Source organism: Mycobacterium sp. IEC1808 (assembly GCF_002101935.1).
Taxonomy (GTDB): Bacteria; Actinomycetota; Actinomycetes; order Mycobacteriales; family Mycobacteriaceae; genus Mycobacterium.
In genome coordinates this window covers 395,683-411,318 of the sequence record NZ_LQPV01000005.1, presented here as the reverse complement: position 1 = coordinate 411,318, position 15,636 = coordinate 395,683, and the positions used below count along the sequence as shown (strand labels likewise).

The 15,636-nt window shown below is 66.5% G+C and carries 13 protein-coding genes; 7 read left to right on the top strand and 6 right to left on the bottom strand.

Features of this window, described 5'->3' with window-relative positions:
• Nucleotides 1–146: 146 nt before the first annotated feature.
• Together AWB92_RS03025 and AWB92_RS03020 are read left to right on the top strand one after the other, a co-directional pair.
• Complete coding sequence (locus AWB92_RS03025) at nt 147–1,385, top strand: sodium-dependent bicarbonate transport family permease (protein WP_085183983.1); 1,239 nt, start codon at nt 147–149, stop codon at nt 1,383–1,385.
• 231 nt (nt 1,386–1,616) lie between these two features.
• Nucleotides 1,617–2,867, top strand: a complete 1,251-nt coding sequence (locus tag AWB92_RS03020; RefSeq protein WP_085183982.1) for a sodium-dependent bicarbonate transport family permease — start codon at nt 1,617–1,619, stop codon at nt 2,865–2,867.
• 3 nt (nt 2,868–2,870) lie between these two features.
• Here the strand turns inward: AWB92_RS03020 and hemW are convergent, their stop codons facing one another.
• Entirely contained in the window at nt 2,871–4,043 is a 1,173-nt protein-coding gene (hemW, locus tag AWB92_RS03015) for a radical SAM family heme chaperone HemW (RefSeq protein WP_085184082.1), read from the bottom strand.
• A gap of 423 nt (nt 4,044–4,466) precedes the next feature.
• Here hemW and AWB92_RS03010 point away from each other — a divergent pair, with 423 nt between their 5' ends.
• From AWB92_RS03010 to AWB92_RS03000, 3 genes are read left to right on the top strand one after another with little or no spacing between them, the layout of a single operon-like run.
• Entirely contained in the window at nt 4,467–6,146 is a 1,680-nt protein-coding gene (locus AWB92_RS03010; RefSeq protein ID WP_085183981.1) for a nitrite/sulfite reductase, read from the top strand.
• On the top strand, nt 6,143–6,886 hold the full coding sequence (locus AWB92_RS03005) for a phosphoadenylyl-sulfate reductase (RefSeq protein ID WP_068110306.1): 744 nt from the start codon (nt 6,143–6,145) through the stop codon (nt 6,884–6,886). The genes AWB92_RS03010 and AWB92_RS03005 overlap by 4 nt, the downstream gene beginning before the upstream one ends.
• Entirely contained in the window at nt 6,883–7,596 is a 714-nt protein-coding gene (locus AWB92_RS03000; RefSeq protein ID WP_241523342.1) for a sirohydrochlorin chelatase, read from the top strand. Before AWB92_RS03005 ends, AWB92_RS03000 begins: the two co-directional genes overlap by 4 nt.
• Nucleotides 7,597–7,683: 87 nt before the next feature.
• Here the strand turns inward: AWB92_RS03000 and AWB92_RS02995 are convergent, their stop codons facing one another.
• Nucleotides 7,684–8,892: a Fic family protein gene (locus tag AWB92_RS02995; RefSeq protein WP_085183979.1), complete on the bottom strand. Its 1,209-nt coding sequence runs from the start codon at nt 8,890–8,892 to the stop codon at nt 7,684–7,686.
• 192 nt (nt 8,893–9,084) lie between these two features.
• Here AWB92_RS02995 and AWB92_RS02990 point away from each other — a divergent pair, with 192 nt between their 5' ends.
• On the top strand, nt 9,085–11,016 hold the full coding sequence (locus tag AWB92_RS02990) for a gamma-glutamyltransferase family protein (protein ID WP_193791382.1): 1,932 nt from the start codon (nt 9,085–9,087) through the stop codon (nt 11,014–11,016).
• Nucleotides 11,017–11,022: 6 nt separating this feature from the next.
• Here AWB92_RS02990 and AWB92_RS02985 read toward each other — a convergent pair whose 3' ends face one another.
• The 3 genes from AWB92_RS02985 to AWB92_RS02975 are packed head-to-tail and all read right to left on the bottom strand — an operon-like array spanning nt 11,023 to nt 13,206.
• Nucleotides 11,023–11,985 (bottom strand): hypothetical protein, encoded by a 963-nt coding sequence (locus tag AWB92_RS02985; protein WP_085183978.1) that lies wholly within the window; start codon nt 11,983–11,985, stop codon nt 11,023–11,025.
• Complete coding sequence (locus AWB92_RS02980) at nt 11,982–12,617, bottom strand: carboxymuconolactone decarboxylase family protein (RefSeq protein WP_241523341.1); 636 nt, start codon at nt 12,615–12,617, stop codon at nt 11,982–11,984. The genes AWB92_RS02985 and AWB92_RS02980 overlap by 4 nt, the downstream gene beginning before the upstream one ends.
• Nucleotides 12,618–12,636: 19 nt before the next feature.
• Complete coding sequence (locus AWB92_RS02975) at nt 12,637–13,206, bottom strand: carboxymuconolactone decarboxylase (protein ID WP_085183977.1); 570 nt, start codon at nt 13,204–13,206, stop codon at nt 12,637–12,639.
• Between the two features lie 92 nt (nt 13,207–13,298).
• On the opposite strand from AWB92_RS02975, the gene AWB92_RS02970 reads away from it, so the two are divergent.
• Nucleotides 13,299–14,528: a PucR family transcriptional regulator gene (locus tag AWB92_RS02970; protein ID WP_085183976.1), complete on the top strand. Its 1,230-nt coding sequence runs from the start codon at nt 13,299–13,301 to the stop codon at nt 14,526–14,528.
• Between the two features lie 8 nt (nt 14,529–14,536).
• On the opposite strand, the gene AWB92_RS02965 is transcribed toward AWB92_RS02970, so the two are convergent.
• Complete coding sequence (locus AWB92_RS02965; protein WP_085183975.1) at nt 14,537–15,622, bottom strand: TOBE-like domain-containing protein; 1,086 nt, start codon at nt 15,620–15,622, stop codon at nt 14,537–14,539.
• Between the last annotated feature and the right edge of the window lie 14 nt (nt 15,623–15,636).

Genomic DNA, 15,636 nt, shown 5'->3' with positions numbered 1-15,636 from the left:
GTTAACCGTGGGTTTCTCGGGCGATTTCCGAGTGGCGGGCCCCCCACGGCGGGGCTAAATTCTTGCACGATCATCGGGATGTTCGTGATAGCCCGCGTGCGGACGGTGCTTTCCCTGATCATCGGATCACTGAAGAGAGGCACCAAATGCTGCAGGAGTTCTGGCACAACTTCACCCACAACCTGTTCAAGCCGCTGCTGCTGTTCTTTTACTTTGGCTTCCTGATCCCGATCCTCAAGGTGCGGTTCGAGTTCCCGTACGTGATCTATCAGGGCCTGACGATGTACCTGCTGCTGGCCATCGGTTGGCACGGCGGTGAGGAGCTCGCCAAGATCAAGCCCGACGAAATCGGCACCATTACGGGTTTCTTGGTTCTGGGCTTCGTGTTGAATTTCGTGATCGGCGGGTTGGCCTACCTGCTCCTGGGGCGCATGAGTTCGATGCGACGAATCGACAAGGCCACGGTCGCAGGCTATTACGGGTCGGACTCAGCGGGAACGTTCGCCACCTGCGTGGCCGTGCTGACCGCGATCGGCATGGCGTTCAACGCCTACATGCCGGTCATGTTGGCCGTCATGGAGATTCCGGGCTGCCTGGTCGCCCTGTACCTGGTCGCGCGGCTGCGCCACCGTGGCCTGAGCGAAGCCGGTTACATGCCCGACGAGCCCGGCTACGTCGCGCCGGTGAAGGTCGGGATCGGGCCCGGCACCGCAGCGCGACCCCCGCGGGGCCAGAGCCTCGCGGCCGAGAACGAGCGTGGCGTCGAGCAGGAGCTCGAGCTCTCGATGGAAAAGCTGGAGCACCCGAACTGGGAGCCCGATCAAACCCCGGCCTTGGGCAAGCCCAAGCGGATGCCGATCTTCTCGCGCGAGTTGTTGCAAGAAGTGTTCCTCAACCCCGGGCTCGTGCTTCTGATGGGCGGCATCCTCATCGGCCTCATCAGTGGGCTGCAGGGACAGAAGGTCGTCGCCGACGACGACAAGTTCTTCGTGCTGGCATTCCAAGGCGTGCTGTGCCTTTTCCTGCTCGAGATGGGCATGACGGCGTCACGCAAGCTGAAGGACCTGCGATCGGCGGGCCTCGGTTTCATCTTCTTCGGGCTGCTTGCCCCGAACATCTTTGCCCCGCTTGGGATCTTGGTCGCGCACAGCTATGCCTACCTGACCCACACCGAGTTCAAGCCGGGAACCTACGTGCTGTTCGCCGTCCTGTGTGGCGCGGCCTCGTACATTGCCGTTCCAGCGGTGCAGCGCCTGGCAATCCCGGAAGCCAGCCCCACCCTGCCACTGGCTGCATCACTGGGTTTGACGTTCTCCTACAACGTCACCATCGGAATCCCGCTCTACATCGAGATCAACCGCCTGGTCGGGCACTGGTTCACGTAAAGCCTGGACGAAGGCCAATGGCCCACAACGCCATTGGCCGGCCTCGCGTCTAACCCGCTGCGACGGGCGGGACGTTTGTGTCCCCCGGTTACGCGTTGTTAACGATTCGTAAAGACACCTTCACTCCGTTGACTCAAGTCCCGTGAGTCCCCAAGGTACTAATGATGTTCGTGGACTCCCCGGCGTTGGATGCTGCTTGCGGCACCGCCGTATTGACCGTCGGAGGCGCTAATGCTGCATGAGTTCTGGGATAACTTCACCCATAATCTCTTCAAGCCACTATTGCTGTTCTTCTACTTCGGCTTCCTGATCCCGATCATGAAGGTGCGGTTCGAGTTTCCGTACGTGATCTATCAGGGCCTGACCATGTACCTGCTGGTGTCGATCGGCTGGCAGGGAGGCGAAGAACTCGCCAAGATCCAGCCGGCCGACATCGACAACATCGCCGGCTTCGCGTTGATGGGCTTCGCATTGAACTTCCTCATCGGAGTTCTGGCGTACGTGGTGCTGAAATATACGACCCGCCTGCGCCAAGTCGACCGCGCGACCGTCGCCGGCTATTACGGTTCGGATTCGGCCGGAACCTTCGCCACCTGCGTCGCCGTCCTGTCGGGCGTGGGCATCGCTTTCAACGCCTACATGCCAGTCCTGTTGGCCATCATGGAGATTCCGGGCTGCCTGGTGGCGCTGTATCTGGTGATGCGGCTGCGCCACCGGGGTCTCGACGAATCGGGCTACATGCCCGACGAGCCCGGCTACGTCGCGCCGGTGGCCGTCGGGGTCGGTCCCGGAACCGCCGCACGGCCCTTGCCCGGCCAGAGCCTCAGCTCCGAGGAGGAGCAACAGGGCGTCGAACAGGAACTGGAACTCTCGCTGGAAAAGCTGGAGCATCCGAACTGGGAGCCCGACGACAGCCCGGTCCGCGGGAGGGCCAAGCGAATGCCGATCTTCTCCCGTGAGCTGATGCAGGAGGTCTTCCTCAACCCGGGGCTCATCCTCCTGATCGGCGGCATCATCATCGGCTTCGTCAGCGCACTGCAGGGGCAGAAGGTCGTGCACGACCAGAACGAACTCTTCGTCGCGGCGTTCCAGGGCGTGCTCTGCCTGTTCCTGCTCGAGATGGGTATGACGGCGTCCCGCAAGTTGCACGACCTCAAGCTCGCCGGCCGTGGCTTCATCGCCTTTGGCCTGCTGGCGCCCAACTTGTTTGCGGGGCTGGGGATCCTGGCCGCCTACAGCTACGCCGACCTCACCGACACCCACTTCCAGCCGGGCACTTACGTACTGTTCGCGGTACTGTGCGGCGCGGCGTCTTACATCACGGTCCCGGCGGTGCAACGGCTGGCAATCCCCGAGGCCAGCCCGACACTGCCGCTGGCCGCCTCACTGGGATTGACGTTCTCCTACAACGTCACCATCGGGATCCCGCTCTACATCGAGTTCAATCGCCTAGTGGCACATTGGTTCCCGGGCGCCGCTTGACGGCTACCCCAGCAGCGTGCGCACCACAGCATCGGCGAGCAGCCGGCCGCGCGGGGTAAGCACCAGGTTGTCGCCCTCGGATACCAGCAACCCGTCCGCGACGGAGGTTTCGGCACGTTCGCGTTCGGCTGCGCCCAACCGATCCAGCGGAAGTCCTTGGCGCAAACGGGTTTTCAGCAACACCTCCTCGGTGTGCAACGCGTCGCCGTCCAACTGCTCGAAGCCGGCCACCGGCAGTTCGCCGCCGGCCAGCTTCTCCGCGTAGGCGTTGGGGTGCTTGACATTCCACCAGCGCGTCGCACCGACATACCCGTGGGCACCCGGTCCTGCGCCCCACCACTGGCCGCCGTCCCAGTAACCGAGGTTGTGCCGGCACTCACCGCCCGGTCGGCTCCAGTTGGACACCTCATACCAGGACAGCCCCGCCGCGGAAAGCCGGGCATCGACCAATTCGTAGCGGTGCGCCAGCACGTCGTCGTCGGGGGCGGGCAGCTCCCCGCGCCGGACCCGGCGCGCCAGCGCGGTGCCCTCCTCCACGACCAAGGCGTAGGCGGAGACGTGGTCGACGCCGGTCTCGATCGCGGTGTCGACGGAGCGCAGCAGGTCGTCGTCGGACTCTCCCGGCGTCCCATAGATCAGGTCGAGGCTGACGTGTTCGAAGCCCTCCGCTAGCGCCTCGCGGGCCGCGGCCGCCGAGCGGTTCGGGGTGTGGATCCGGTCGAGGACGCCGAGCACCCGCGGTGACACCGACTGCATCCCGAGCGACACCCGGGTGAACCCGGCGGCGCGAATGGCCGCGAAAAAGTCCGGCCACGCCGACTCCGGGTTGGCCTCGGTGGTGATCTCGGCGTCCGGCGCCAGGGCGAAGTGCTCACGCACCATGTCCAGCAGCTTGGCCACGCGCGCGCCGCCCAGCAGCGAAGGGGTGCCCCCGCCGACGAACACCGTGCTGACGGTCGGTCCGTCCAGCCGGGCGGCCGCCAGCTGCAGCTCCGTTCCCAGTGCCTGCAGCCAGGCGTCCGGGTTGACGCCGCCCAGCTCGGCTGGGGTGTAGGTGTTGAAGTCGCAGTATCCGCAGCGGGTTATGCAGAACGGGACGTGGATGTACAACCCGAAGGGCTGGCCGGGGTTCGGCCGCAAGGCGGGCAGGTCAACCGGGGCCTCGGCAAGTGGCATGCCGAATTTTCCCACGTCGAGAGCTCCCGCCGTCGAGCGAGACGAAAGGCGCAGTTCAGGCCGGGTAACGCGGGCTCGATCAGCAGGACCTGATTCCCAGGCGATTCGCGGCTGCGTCTGCCCAAGCGCCCAGGGTCGCGCCCTACTTTGGGTCAGCGTGAGGAAAAATATGGCCTGATGGCGAAGCTTGTCGCGGTCCATGGCAGAATGGCTGCCGTGACCGTCGCCAATCGCAGCTTGCGTATCGCCCTCGTGGCTCGGCGGCACATCGATCTCAAGCGCGTATGCAGCTGTTGTTGTTGCTGTCTGCCTTGATGCCGTAGACCCGCCCCACCTGTACTCAGCTGGCTGCCGGATCTGCGCAGCCGAAATAAAAGCGGTGTGCTGCGCGTCCAAGCCTGCGATGTTCGCGAAGGAGACCCGATGACCACAGCCCATCCGGCCAGGGCCCAAAACAAGGCCCGGAGTGAGGGTCAGTGGGCGCTGGGCGATCGCGAGCCGCTGAATCCCAACGAAGAGATGAAGCAGGCCGGCGCCCCGCTCGACGTGCGCGAACGCATCGAAAACGTGTACGCCAAGGACGGATTCGACAGCATCGAGAAGTCCGATCTGCGGGGCCGCTTCCGCTGGTGGGGCCTCTACACCCAGCGCGAGCAGGGCTATGACGGGTCATTCACCGGCGACGAGAACGCCGATTTGCTCGAGGCCAAGTACTTCATGATGCGGGTTCGCTGCGACGGCGGCGCGCTCTCCACCGCCGCCTTGCGCACGGTCGGCCAGATCTCGACCGAATTTGGCCGGGACACCGCCGACATCTCCGACCGGCAGAACGTGCAGATGCACTGGATCGAGGTGGAAAACGTCCCTGAGATCTGGCGGCGTCTGGCCGAGGTCGGCCTGCAGACCGCCGAGGCGTGCGGGGACTGCCCGCGCGTGATCCTCGGGTCGCCCCTGGCCGGCGAGTCCCTGGACGAGGTGCTCGACCCGAGCTGGGCGATCGACGAGATCGTCCGCCGCTACATCGGCAAGCCCGACTTCGCCGACCTGCCCCGCAAGTACAAGACCGCCATCTCCGGCCTGCAGGACGTCGTGCACGAGATCAACGACATCGCGTTCGTCGGCGTCAACCATCCCGAGCACGGTCCCGGCCTGGATCTGTGGGTGGGCGGCGGCCTGTCGACGAACCCGATGCTGGCCCAGCGGGTCGGCGCCTGGGTTCCGCTGGACGAGGTGCCCGAGGTGTGGGCCGCGGTGACCTCCATCTTCCGCGACTACGGCTATCGGCGGCTGCGGGCCAAGGCCCGGCTGAAGTTCCTGATCAAGGACTGGGGCATCGAAAAGTTCCGGGAGGTTCTCGAGACCGAATACCTCAAGCGCCCGCTGATCGACGGCCCCGCCCCCGAGCCGGTCCCGCATCCGATCGATCACGTCGGAGTGCAGCGGCTCAAGAACGGGCTCAACGCCGTCGGGCTCGCCCCGATCGCCGGGCGCGTGTCGGGCACCATCCTCTCGGCGGTGGCCGACCTGGCCGAGCGGGCCGGTTCGGACCGCATCCGGTTCACCCCGTACCAGAAGCTGATCGTCCTCGACGTGCCCGACGAGAAGCTCGATGAGCTGATCGCCGGCGCGGAGGCGCTGGGGCTTCAATCGCGCCCGTCGCGTTGGCGCCGAAATCTCATGGCGTGCACCGGGATCGAGTTCTGTAAGCTGTCGTTCGCCGAAACCCGTGGGCGCGCACAGGGTTTGGTGCCCGAGCTGGAGCGTCGGCTGGAGGACCTCAACGCCGCGCTGGACGTGCCGATCACGGTCAACATCAACGGTTGCCCGAACTCGTGCGCGCGGATTCAAGTCGCCGACATCGGATTCAAGGGCCAGATGGTCGACGACGGCCACGGCGGCTCGGTCGAGGGGTTCCAGGTGCACCTGGGCGGCAGCCTCGGCCTGGACAGCGGCTTCGGCCGAAAACTGCGGCAGCACAAGGTCACCAGCGACGAGCTGGGCGACTACATCGAGCGAGTGGTACGCAACTTCATCAAGCACCGAAGCGACGGTGAACGATTCGCGCAGTGGGTCGTTCGCGCCGAAGAAGGCGACTTGCGATGATCTCAGAAACGACGAGGCCGACGGAAGCCCAACTGCGCGAGTTGGCTGCCCGGGGCGCCGCCGAACTCGAGGGCGCCAGCGCCACCGAGCTGCTGCGTTGGACCGACGAGAACTTCGGCGGAATCAACGGGCCGCGCGGCTGGGCGACGTGCAACTACGTCGTGGCGTCCAGCATGCAGGAGGCCGTGCTGATCGATCTGGCCGCCAAGGTGCGTCCGGGCGTGCCGGTGATGTTCCTGGACACCGGCTACCACTTCGTGGAGACCATCGGTACCCGGGACGCCATCGAATCCGTCTACGACATCCGGGTGGTCAACGTCACGCCCGAGCACACCGTGGCCGAGCAGGACAGGCTGATGGGCAAGGACCTGTTCGCTCGCGACCCGGGCGAGTGCTGCCGGCTGCGGAAGGTCGCCCCGTTGGGCAAGGCGCTGCGCGGTTACTCGGCATGGGTGACCGGGCTGCGCCGCAGCGACGCACCGACGCGCGCCAACGCCCCGGTGATCAGCTTCGACGAGGGATACAAGCTGGTGAAGATCAACCCCCTGGCCACGTGGACCGACGACGACATGCAGAACTACATCGACGAGAACGACGTGCTGGTCAATCCCCTTGTCTACGAAGGCTATCCGTCGATCGGTTGCGCCCCGTGCACGGCCAAGCCGATCGACGAGGCCGACCCGCGCAGCGGCCGCTGGCAGGGCCATGCCAAGACGGAATGCGGGCTGCACGCGTCGTGACCAGCCTCGTGCTCACCGCGCACGGAAGCGAGGATCCACGCTCGGCCGCCAACGCGCGGGCCGTCGCCCGTCGGGTGGCGCGCACGCGGCCCGGCCTGGACGTGCGGCTTGCCTTCTGCGAGCTGAACGCACCGAGCCTGGTCGACGTGCTGAGCGACTGCGACGACGCCCTCGTCACCCCGCTGTTGTTGGCTGACGCCTACCACGCCCGGATCGACATTCCCCGCCAGATCGCCCGGTCTGGCGTCGATGCGGGCCAAGCCGACGTGCTCGGCGAGGATCCGCGGCTGATCTCGCTGCTGCGCCAGCGGGTGACGGAGTTGGGCGTCTCCCGGCACGACGAGCGGGTCGGCGTGCTCGTGGCGGCGATCGGGTCGTCCGACCCCGTCGCCAACGCGCGGACTCGACAGGTGGCATCCCGTCTGCTGGTCGGCACGAGCTGGGCGGGTGCGACGACGGCGTTTGTGACCCGCCCGGAACCGTCGCTGGCCGAAGCCGCCGGCCGGTTGCGCCGGCAGGGTGCCCGGCGGGTGGTCATCGCGCCCTGGTTCCTTGCGCCGGGGCGGCTGCCGGACCGGGTGCGCGGTTTCGCCGACGACGCCGGCTTTGAGCTGGCGGAGCCGCTGGGCGCGCACCGATTGGTGGCCGAGACGGTGCTGGATCGCTTTGACCAGGCCCACAAGATTCGAGCCGACCGGATTGCCGCCTGACGCAAAGGGTCCCAGGCAGCCGCCTCGCCGCCGGCGACACCGACCGAGCCGCCCGTCGGTGGCCCACAGCGCAATGCCCGGCGGACTTCACGCTAGCAGTGCCCGACGGCCGGCCCGCTCCGCGAATGCATCCAGCGCGTCGAGAACTTCGGGTGCGCGCCAGGCTCGATTACGGGCCTGGTCGGTGAACTCGACGATGATCTTGGCCTCAGCAAGCGGGTCCAAGTACCGGTAGACGTTGTTAATCGCGATGCCCAGTTGGTCGCTTATCAGTTTCGCGTTAACCACTGGGCGTTTGACCAACAAGTCCGCAAGACGGTGCACGGCTGAATTGCGGCGGGCGGTTATCTTCGAGTCCCACTGCCCTCTAATCGTTTGCAGATCATCCACTAGCTGTCGACCATTGACGACGGCCAGGATCGATGCCTCCGCCATTTTCTCGACTATCGGCGCAGGATCACCCTCGCGATAGGCGGTTAGTGCCTGGAAGTACGAATCGGTGTCCGTTAGCAGGCCCGCTGAGACGGGAACCGTGATCTGACGAGTTAACCGCTTGTTGCGCAGCATCGACTGGATCAGGGCTCGCCCGGTCCGCCCGTTTCCGTCGGGAAACGGGTGGATGGTTTCGAATTGTGCATGCGCAATTGCGATCTGCGGAAGGACCGCGATGTCACTGCGCTTGGCAAACTGGACTAGATCCTCGATGGCACCGGGGACCCGGTCCTGGTGCGGCGCAATGAAATCGGCGCCGCGTGGGCCGAAGTTACCTCCGCCGACCCACACCTGCTCGGTGCGCCATTTGCCGGCCATGCTCGGTTCACTCTCATGCATGAGCGCGTAATGCATGGCCAGAATTGCCTCGTCGCTGATCTCGTCGGACAGCTCGATCGCCGCCTGCATCGCCTTCGTGTTCGCGACGATCATTGATGCGTTGCGGCGCTTGGAGGTTCCCAGCGTTTCCGCCTCGGCGATCGCGCGCGCGGACGCGGTCAGGTTCTCTATTTTAGAGCTGGCTGCCGATTCTGTCCGTAGCAGCACAGAAGCGAATGGGGCGATTTCGCCTCCGAGTTCTGTATCGAACCGCACGATCTCCTGGCTGGCCTCTTGGGCGTCGGCGAGGACATCGGACGGCAGGCTGACGTTGAGGTGAGCAGTCTCGGCGGGGATGGCGGCCTGGTATTCGCCGGACTGGCGCTGGGCTGCGCGCAGGTCGGATCGCTGGTAGCCCGCCTTGGTCGGCATACCCCAGGTGAGGGTTTCGTACCCCACCGCGGTGCCCGAGCTGGCTGATGGCATGGACACAGCTTATCATCACTTAGAGTGCTAAATGATAATAAGATGTGCCTTTATTATCACTTTCGTCGCCCTGACGCGCATCGTTGACGTTGATGTTAATCGTTCGTGTTTCGATACCTGGTCCCCGATTCTGTAGGGCAGCCAGCAGATTACCGCCTCAGCCGCCCGGATCGGTCCAGTACACTTCGGGTCTTGAACACCCGCTCGATCGGAGCCCTGCTGGCCGCGCTGGCGTTGGGGCTGACCGGGTGTAGCGGCGGAAACCACGCGGCTACGCCCGCCGCCGCGGGTCCGTGCGAGATCGTGCCCAACGGCACGCCGGTGCCCCAGACGCCGTCGGCACCCTCTCCGAGAAACATTGCGACCAAACCCGAGAACGCGACCGGCTACCGCAGCGACATGACCGTCGTGCGAACGGCGCACTACGCCGTGGCCACCGCCAACCCGCTGTCGACCCAGGCGGCGTGCCGGGTGTTGCGCGACGGCGGCACGGCCGCCGACGCGATGGTGGCGGCCCAGGCGGTCCTGGGTTTGGTCGAACCGCAGTCATCGGGGCTTGGCGGCGGCGGATTCGCGCTCTACTACGACGCCCGGGCCGGATCCGTACAGGCCTACGACGGCCGCGAGACCTCCCCCGCCGCGGCGACCGAGAACTACCTGCGCTGGATCGGCGACGCCGACCGCTCCCCGCCCAGACCCGACGCGCGCGCCTCGGGACGATCGATCGGCGTCCCGGGCATTCCACGGTTGCTCGAGCTGGTGCACACCGACCACGGCCACCTGCCGTGGCGCGATCTCTTCGCCCCCGCGACGGCGTTGGCCGACAACGGATTCGACATCAGCCCCCGGCTGGCCGCCGCCATCGCCGAGTCGACGGCACCGCTGCGCGTCGACGCGGCGGCGCGCGGATATTTTCTCAACCCGGACGGCAGCCCCAAGGCCGAGGGAACGCGGCTGACCAACCCCGCGTACTCAAAAGCGTTGTCCGCCATCGCCTCCGCGGGTGCTAACGCCTTTTACACCGGCGAGATCGGGCACGACGTCGTCGCGGCGGCGCGCGACACCTCGGGCGGCCGCACGCCAAGCCTGATGACCGAGAAGGACCTGGCGGGCTACGTCGCCAAGAGGCGCGACCCGCTGTGCACGACGTATCGCGGCCGGCAGGTCTGCGGCATGCCCACGCCGTCGTCGGGCGGCGTCGCGGTGGCCGCCACGCTGGGAATCCTCGAGCACTTCTCGATGGGTGACTACCCGCCCGCCGACGTCGACCTCAACGGGGGCCACCCGAGCGTGATGGGCGTTCACCTCGTCTCCGAAGCCGAGCGATTGGCCTACGCCGACCGCGACAAGTACGTCGCGGACGCCGATTTCGTCGGGTTGCCCGGCGGCTCTCTCAGCACGCTGATCGATCCGGGGTATCTGGCCGGGCGCGCCACGCTGATTTCCCTGCAGCGCAGCATGGGAACCGCCAGGCCGGGGGACTTCGGCATGCCCAACGGCGTCGCGCCGCCCGGGACGGAGCATGGCACCAGCCACGTCAGCGTCATCGACTCCTACGGCAACGCGGCCTCGTTCACGACGACAGTCGAGTCGTTGTTCGGTTCGTTCCACATGGTCGACGGGTTCGTCCTGAACAACCAGCTCACCGACTTCGCCGCCAACCCCCGCGCGGCCGACGGATCGCCGGCGGCCAACCGCGTGCAACCCGGCAAACGGCCACGCAGCTCGATGGCGCCGACGCTGGTGTTCGATTCCTCACCGGCGGGGCGGGGTGCGCTGTACGCCGTGACCGGCTCTCCCGGTGGTTCGACGATCATCCAATTCGTGGTGAAAACGCTTGTGGCGATGCTGGATTGGGGCCTGAACCCGCAGCAGGCGGTGTCCTTGGTCGACTTCGGCGCCGACAATTCACCGCCCACCAACGTCGGCGGCGAGGATCCGGAGATCAACAGGTCCGACAATGGCGACCACGACCCGCTGGTGACCGGCCTGCGCGCGCTGGGGCATCAGGTGAACCTGACCGATCAGTCCAGCGGGCTGTCGGCGATCGTCCGGGACGAGTCGAAGTGGGCCGGTGGCGCCGACCCCCGCCGCGAGGGCGCGGTCATGGGCGACAACGGGTGACACGCCCTAACCCGCAGTGTTCTGGCCGAATTCGATCCGCAGCACCTTCGCCGGCCGAACCCTCCCGTCCGGCGGCGGCGCGGTAGTGCCGCCGTCGGTGGTGACATACGCGACGCGGCCGTAGTCGGCCGGGCCGCGCGCCCAGGCGGCGCTGGACGGTCCGATCAGTTGCTCGGTGAACGGCTCGCCGACCACGATGATCCGCGACGCGTTAGGCCGAAGCGGCACAAGGTCTATGGTGTTCTCCCGATGGGTGGTGACGTAGGCGACGCCGCCGTCCTCGTCGATGCAGAAATCGTCGGCCATGATCCCGCCCGCAACGTACTCCGGTTCGCTCGCGGGTTCGCGCGACACGGGATCGACCGCGACGCGCATGAACAACTTCCGTGTCGTCGAGGTGTAGTAGACGAAGTTCGTTCGCGTCGCAAAGCGGACGCCGTTGATTCCCGGCTGGGGATTGAGCGGATTATCCGGGTCCCACGCCATCGAGTCGTGCCGCAGCCAGACCCGGGCGCCCGCGGACAGTCCGTCGTCGCTAATGTCGACGCGCCAGATCAGCCCGCCCACCGAATCGGCGATCAGGATGGTGCGTGGCGCGATGAGGCAGCAGCCGTTGAGCACGGCACCGTACTGATCGAAGGTCAGCACGGTGGTTGCGTCCGCAGGCACGCCGGGCGTCCAGCGCCGCATGTCGATGCGCACCAGGGTGGCGATCCCGAAGGTGCACACGTAGAAGATGTCGGGCTCGGTTTCGACGATTCCCATCGGCGTGTGGTCGAAGGTGTGCACCAGCGTCGGCTCGACCGGGAGGTCGGCATCCGGCGCCGGGACGCACCACAGTTCCTTACGGTTCAAGACGGTCACCAGGATCGACCCGTCGCGCCGTACCGCGATGTTCTCCAGGAAGAACCGCTCGGGAAACTCGGCAACGGTAACAAGTTTCGCGACCAGCGCGTGGTTCGTCGTCATCGCGTTTGCCCTGGAGAGTCGTTGAGGTCGTGGACGATCGGACCGGGCGCCGGCACGGCGAACATGGTCAGGGTGATGCACACCCCGTGGTACACCCCGATGAGCGAGGTCATGTCAATCAAACCCAATGTGCCGAAAGTGTTTTCGGCCTCGCGGTACAGGTCGTCGCCGACTCGGTGGTCGCGGCAGAGTTGCCGGGTGACGCGCTGGGCGAGCCGCTCGCGCTCCGTCAGCTCGTCCGGAACACCGCCGCTGACCAGCGTACGGATGGCCGACTCGGGCAGTCCAGCCTGCCGGGCGACGGCGGCGTGCGCGTACAGCTCGTAGTCAGCCCCCCAGATGGCCCCGACGGTCAAGACGATGACCTGGCGAACCCGTTCGTCCAGCGAGGTGTTGAGCTGTTCGGCGAACTGCAGCTGCAGGAATTTCGTCGCCGTCGCCGGGTTGAGCAGCGCCGGGTTGAAGGGGCCGATGAGTCGTCCGTCGGGCGTGGTGCTTTGGAACGGCACCTGGTCGGCCCACGGGACCATCGTGTTCATCATCAGGTCGAACAGCTCGCGCTGCTCGTCGGTCAGGGTGGCGGGGTCAGCCAGTGGCAGTCGGCCGCCCAAGGCGTCGGTTGTCGTGGACATGAGGGTTGTTCCTTTCTGACTACTGATTCAGGCCCACGGCGTTGGCCGGGACGTCGAAGGCGGCGAGCGTGAAGGACACGCCGGTAAACCAGCCCAGCAGCATCGCGAGATCGACGATGCCCGCGTCGCCCAACAGCTCTTTGGCGCGCCGGTATAGGCCCAGCGGCACCACGCGCGGGGCGATCAACGCCGCGGTGACTTCGTAGACAACCTGTTCGCGCGGGTCGCCGAACGAGGTGGGCAAGCCGGTGATCAACGCTTGGACCTGCTCCGGCGCGAGGCCGCCGGCCCACTGGCCGATCATCTCGTGCTCGTAGTTGCCGTAGGCCGAGCACCACTTGCCGTTGATCATGTTGGTGGCGATCTCGATCTCGGCCTTGGTCAATGTGGACTCGGTCTGGAAATAGGCTCCGGTCGGCACGACCGTCTGCGACAGCCGCGGGTTGGCCAACCAGATCTTGTGCGGCCCCGGAACGAAGCCGCGCAGCTGTGTGGTGACGTCATAGGCCGCCTTCATGTCCGGGGGCATCTGGTCGACGGGGGTCTCCTGGTATCGGCCGAAGGTTCCGAAGTCGGGGGATTCGTTCATGGCTTCAGTGTTGGCCGGCGGCGCGGCGCGACCAACGTCAAAGCGCACCGGAGTTGGTGCACTCTGCACCAGACCGGGCCTACGCTTCGCGCATGGAATGGCAGCGTCCGCCCGAGCGGATTGGCGACTTGCTACGCCAGGGCGCCACGACGATCATCAACAACCCCCAGCCGTGGTTGGACGAACTCGACGAGGCGATCCTCTCGGCGGCCAACATGCAGGAGGTCGCCGGCGACCCGGTGCTCGCGGCGGGGCTGCGGCGGGTCATCCGGTCGAACGTGCTGCACTGGGCCGCGGCCAACGTCGACGATCCGGGGGCGCCGGTGGCGGCGAACGTGGGCCCGGAGCCGCTTAGCCTGGCGCGAGACCTGCTGCGCCGCGGGCTGACCCCGTCGGCCTTGCGCGCCTACCGGATCCTGCAAAGCGTCTTCTGGCAGCGCTGGATGACGTTGGCGTTCCGGCTCACGTCGCGCAACGACGAACTCCAGGAGCTGCTGACGGTTTCCGCGCGCTCGATGTTTTCGTTCATCGATGACACCAACGCCGCAATCGCCGAGCAAATGCAAAGAGACAGAGAGGAATTGACCCGCGGCACCCAAGCCGAGCGTCGAGAGACCGTGGAGCTGATCTTGGCCGGCGCCTCGGTTGGAAAGCAGCGTGCGGCCAGCCGGCTCGGGTACAACCTCGAGGGAGACCACACGGCGGCAATCGTTTGGAGTGACCTGCCGGATTCGGACCCGGCCCTGCTCAACCGGGCCACGGAAGCGCTCGCACGCGTCGCACGCTCCGATCGGACGCTGACCGTCGTCGCTACGGTCGCGACCCGCTGGGTATGGATAACGGGCGCTGCCCCGCCCGATCTCGAGCGTCTGGAAAGTGCCATCGACGACATGCGGGGCGTCCGGATCGCGGTCGGGGCGACGGCCCCGGGGATCGACGGCTTCCGTAGCAGTCATTTCGACGCCGTGGCGACGCAGCGCTTACTGGTCCGGCTGCACTCCGCGCAGCGCGTGGCCGGTTTCGACACGGTCGAATTGGTGTCGCTCGTGACCCAGGACGCAACGCGGGCGGACCGATTCGTCAAGCGCACACTCGGGGATTTCGAGTCGGCCAGCCCGGAATTGCGCACGGCCGTGCGTACATTCATCAACGAACAGTGCAACGCGTCCCGCGCGGCGACGCGCCTCTATACGCATCGCAACACGCTGCTTCGCCAACTCACCCGCGCCGACGAACTCCTCCCCCGGCCGCTTGCCGAGAACAGCGTCAACGTGGCCGTGGCGCTCGAGGTCGTACATTGGCGCGCCGACGGCCGCGAATAAGCCCTAACTCACGCCGACGTCAGCGTGCTCTGATCTTCGTCGGCGTCGCCGCTCCGGGGAACCACGACGTCGCTGGGCAGGGGTGGCACCCGGGTGGCTCGCACGTAGACGGTGTCGCCGTCGCGCAGGGCCAGTGCCTCGGCGTCGCCGCGGGTGATCTGCGCGGTGAACGGGCCCCCGGTCGCCGCGCTCGTCAGCTCGACGCGCACCTCGAAGCCCAGGGCAACCACCCGATCCACGGTGGCGCGCACCACCCCGATCGACTCCGCGGTGGCATCGGCCGTGGCCACCGCCATGTCGGGCTTGCGACCGACCCGGATGTCGTGCGGGCGCACCAGCGCGCCGTTCAGCTCGGACACCGCACCGAGGAAGGACATCACGAAGGCCGTCGCCGGGGAGTCGTAGACGTCGGTGGGCGAGCCGACCTGCTCGACGCGGCCCTTGTTGAGCACCGCGATCCGATCGGCCACGTCCAGCGCCTCCTGCTGATCGTGGGTCACCAGCACCGTGGTCACATGGACCTCGTCGTGCAGGCGGCGCAACCACGCCCGCAAATCCTCGCGCACCTTGGCATCCAGCGCCCCGAACGGCTCGTCGAGCAACAACACCTGGGGGTCGACCGCCAGCGCCCGGGCCAACGCCATGCGCTGACGCTGACCGCCGGAGAGCTGGTTGGGATAACGGGTCTGAAAACCGCTGAGCCCCACCACCTCCAGCAGGTTGTCCACCTTCTCTTTGATCTCGGCCTTGGGCCGCTTGCGGATCTTGAGCCCATAGGCCACGTTGTCGCGCACCGTCAGGTGCTTGAACGCCGCGTAATGCTGAAACACGAACCCGATCCCGCGCCGCTGCGGCGGCACCCGCGTGACATCCAGGCCGTCGATCGTCACCGTGCCACTGTCGGGCTGATCCAGCCCCGCGATGGCGCGCAACAGCGTCGACTTGCCCGACCCACTGGGCCCCAACAACGCCGTCAACGAACCCTTCGGCACCACGAAATCCACATGATCCAACGCCACGAAATCGCCGTAACGCTTGTAAGCGTCGCGCACCGTGATCGCGTGCTCGCGGGCCTCGGTCGGATTGTCGGTCATCTGCGAGTCTCCTT

Excerpts from the sequence above, each read along its gene's own strand:
- AWB92_RS02975 (WP_085183977.1), bottom strand. The coding sequence starts at position 13,206 with ATGAACGAATCCCCCGACTTCGGAACCTTCGGCCGATACCAGGAGACC.
- AWB92_RS02980 (WP_241523341.1), bottom strand. The coding sequence starts at position 12,617 with ATGTCCACGACAACCGACGCCTTGGGCGGCCGACTGCCACTGGCTGAC.
- AWB92_RS02965 (WP_085183975.1), bottom strand. The coding sequence starts at position 15,622 with ATGACCGACAATCCGACCGAGGCCCGCGAGCACGCGATCACGGTGCGC.
- AWB92_RS03025 (WP_085183983.1), top strand. The coding sequence starts at position 147 with ATGCTGCAGGAGTTCTGGCACAACTTCACCCACAACCTGTTCAAGCCG.
- AWB92_RS03020 (WP_085183982.1), top strand. The coding sequence starts at position 1,617 with ATGCTGCATGAGTTCTGGGATAACTTCACCCATAATCTCTTCAAGCCA.
- AWB92_RS03010 (WP_085183981.1), top strand. The coding sequence starts at position 4,467 with ATGACCACAGCCCATCCGGCCAGGGCCCAAAACAAGGCCCGGAGTGAG.
- hemW (WP_085184082.1), bottom strand. The coding sequence starts at position 4,043 with ATGCCACTTGCCGAGGCCCCGGTTGACCTGCCCGCCTTGCGGCCGAAC.
- AWB92_RS02970 (WP_085183976.1), top strand. The coding sequence starts at position 13,299 with ATGGAATGGCAGCGTCCGCCCGAGCGGATTGGCGACTTGCTACGCCAG.
- AWB92_RS02995 (WP_085183979.1), bottom strand. The coding sequence starts at position 8,892 with ATGCCATCAGCCAGCTCGGGCACCGCGGTGGGGTACGAAACCCTCACC.
- AWB92_RS03005 (WP_068110306.1), top strand. The coding sequence starts at position 6,143 with ATGATCTCAGAAACGACGAGGCCGACGGAAGCCCAACTGCGCGAGTTG.
- AWB92_RS02985 (WP_085183978.1), bottom strand. The coding sequence starts at position 11,985 with ATGACGACGAACCACGCGCTGGTCGCGAAACTTGTTACCGTTGCCGAG.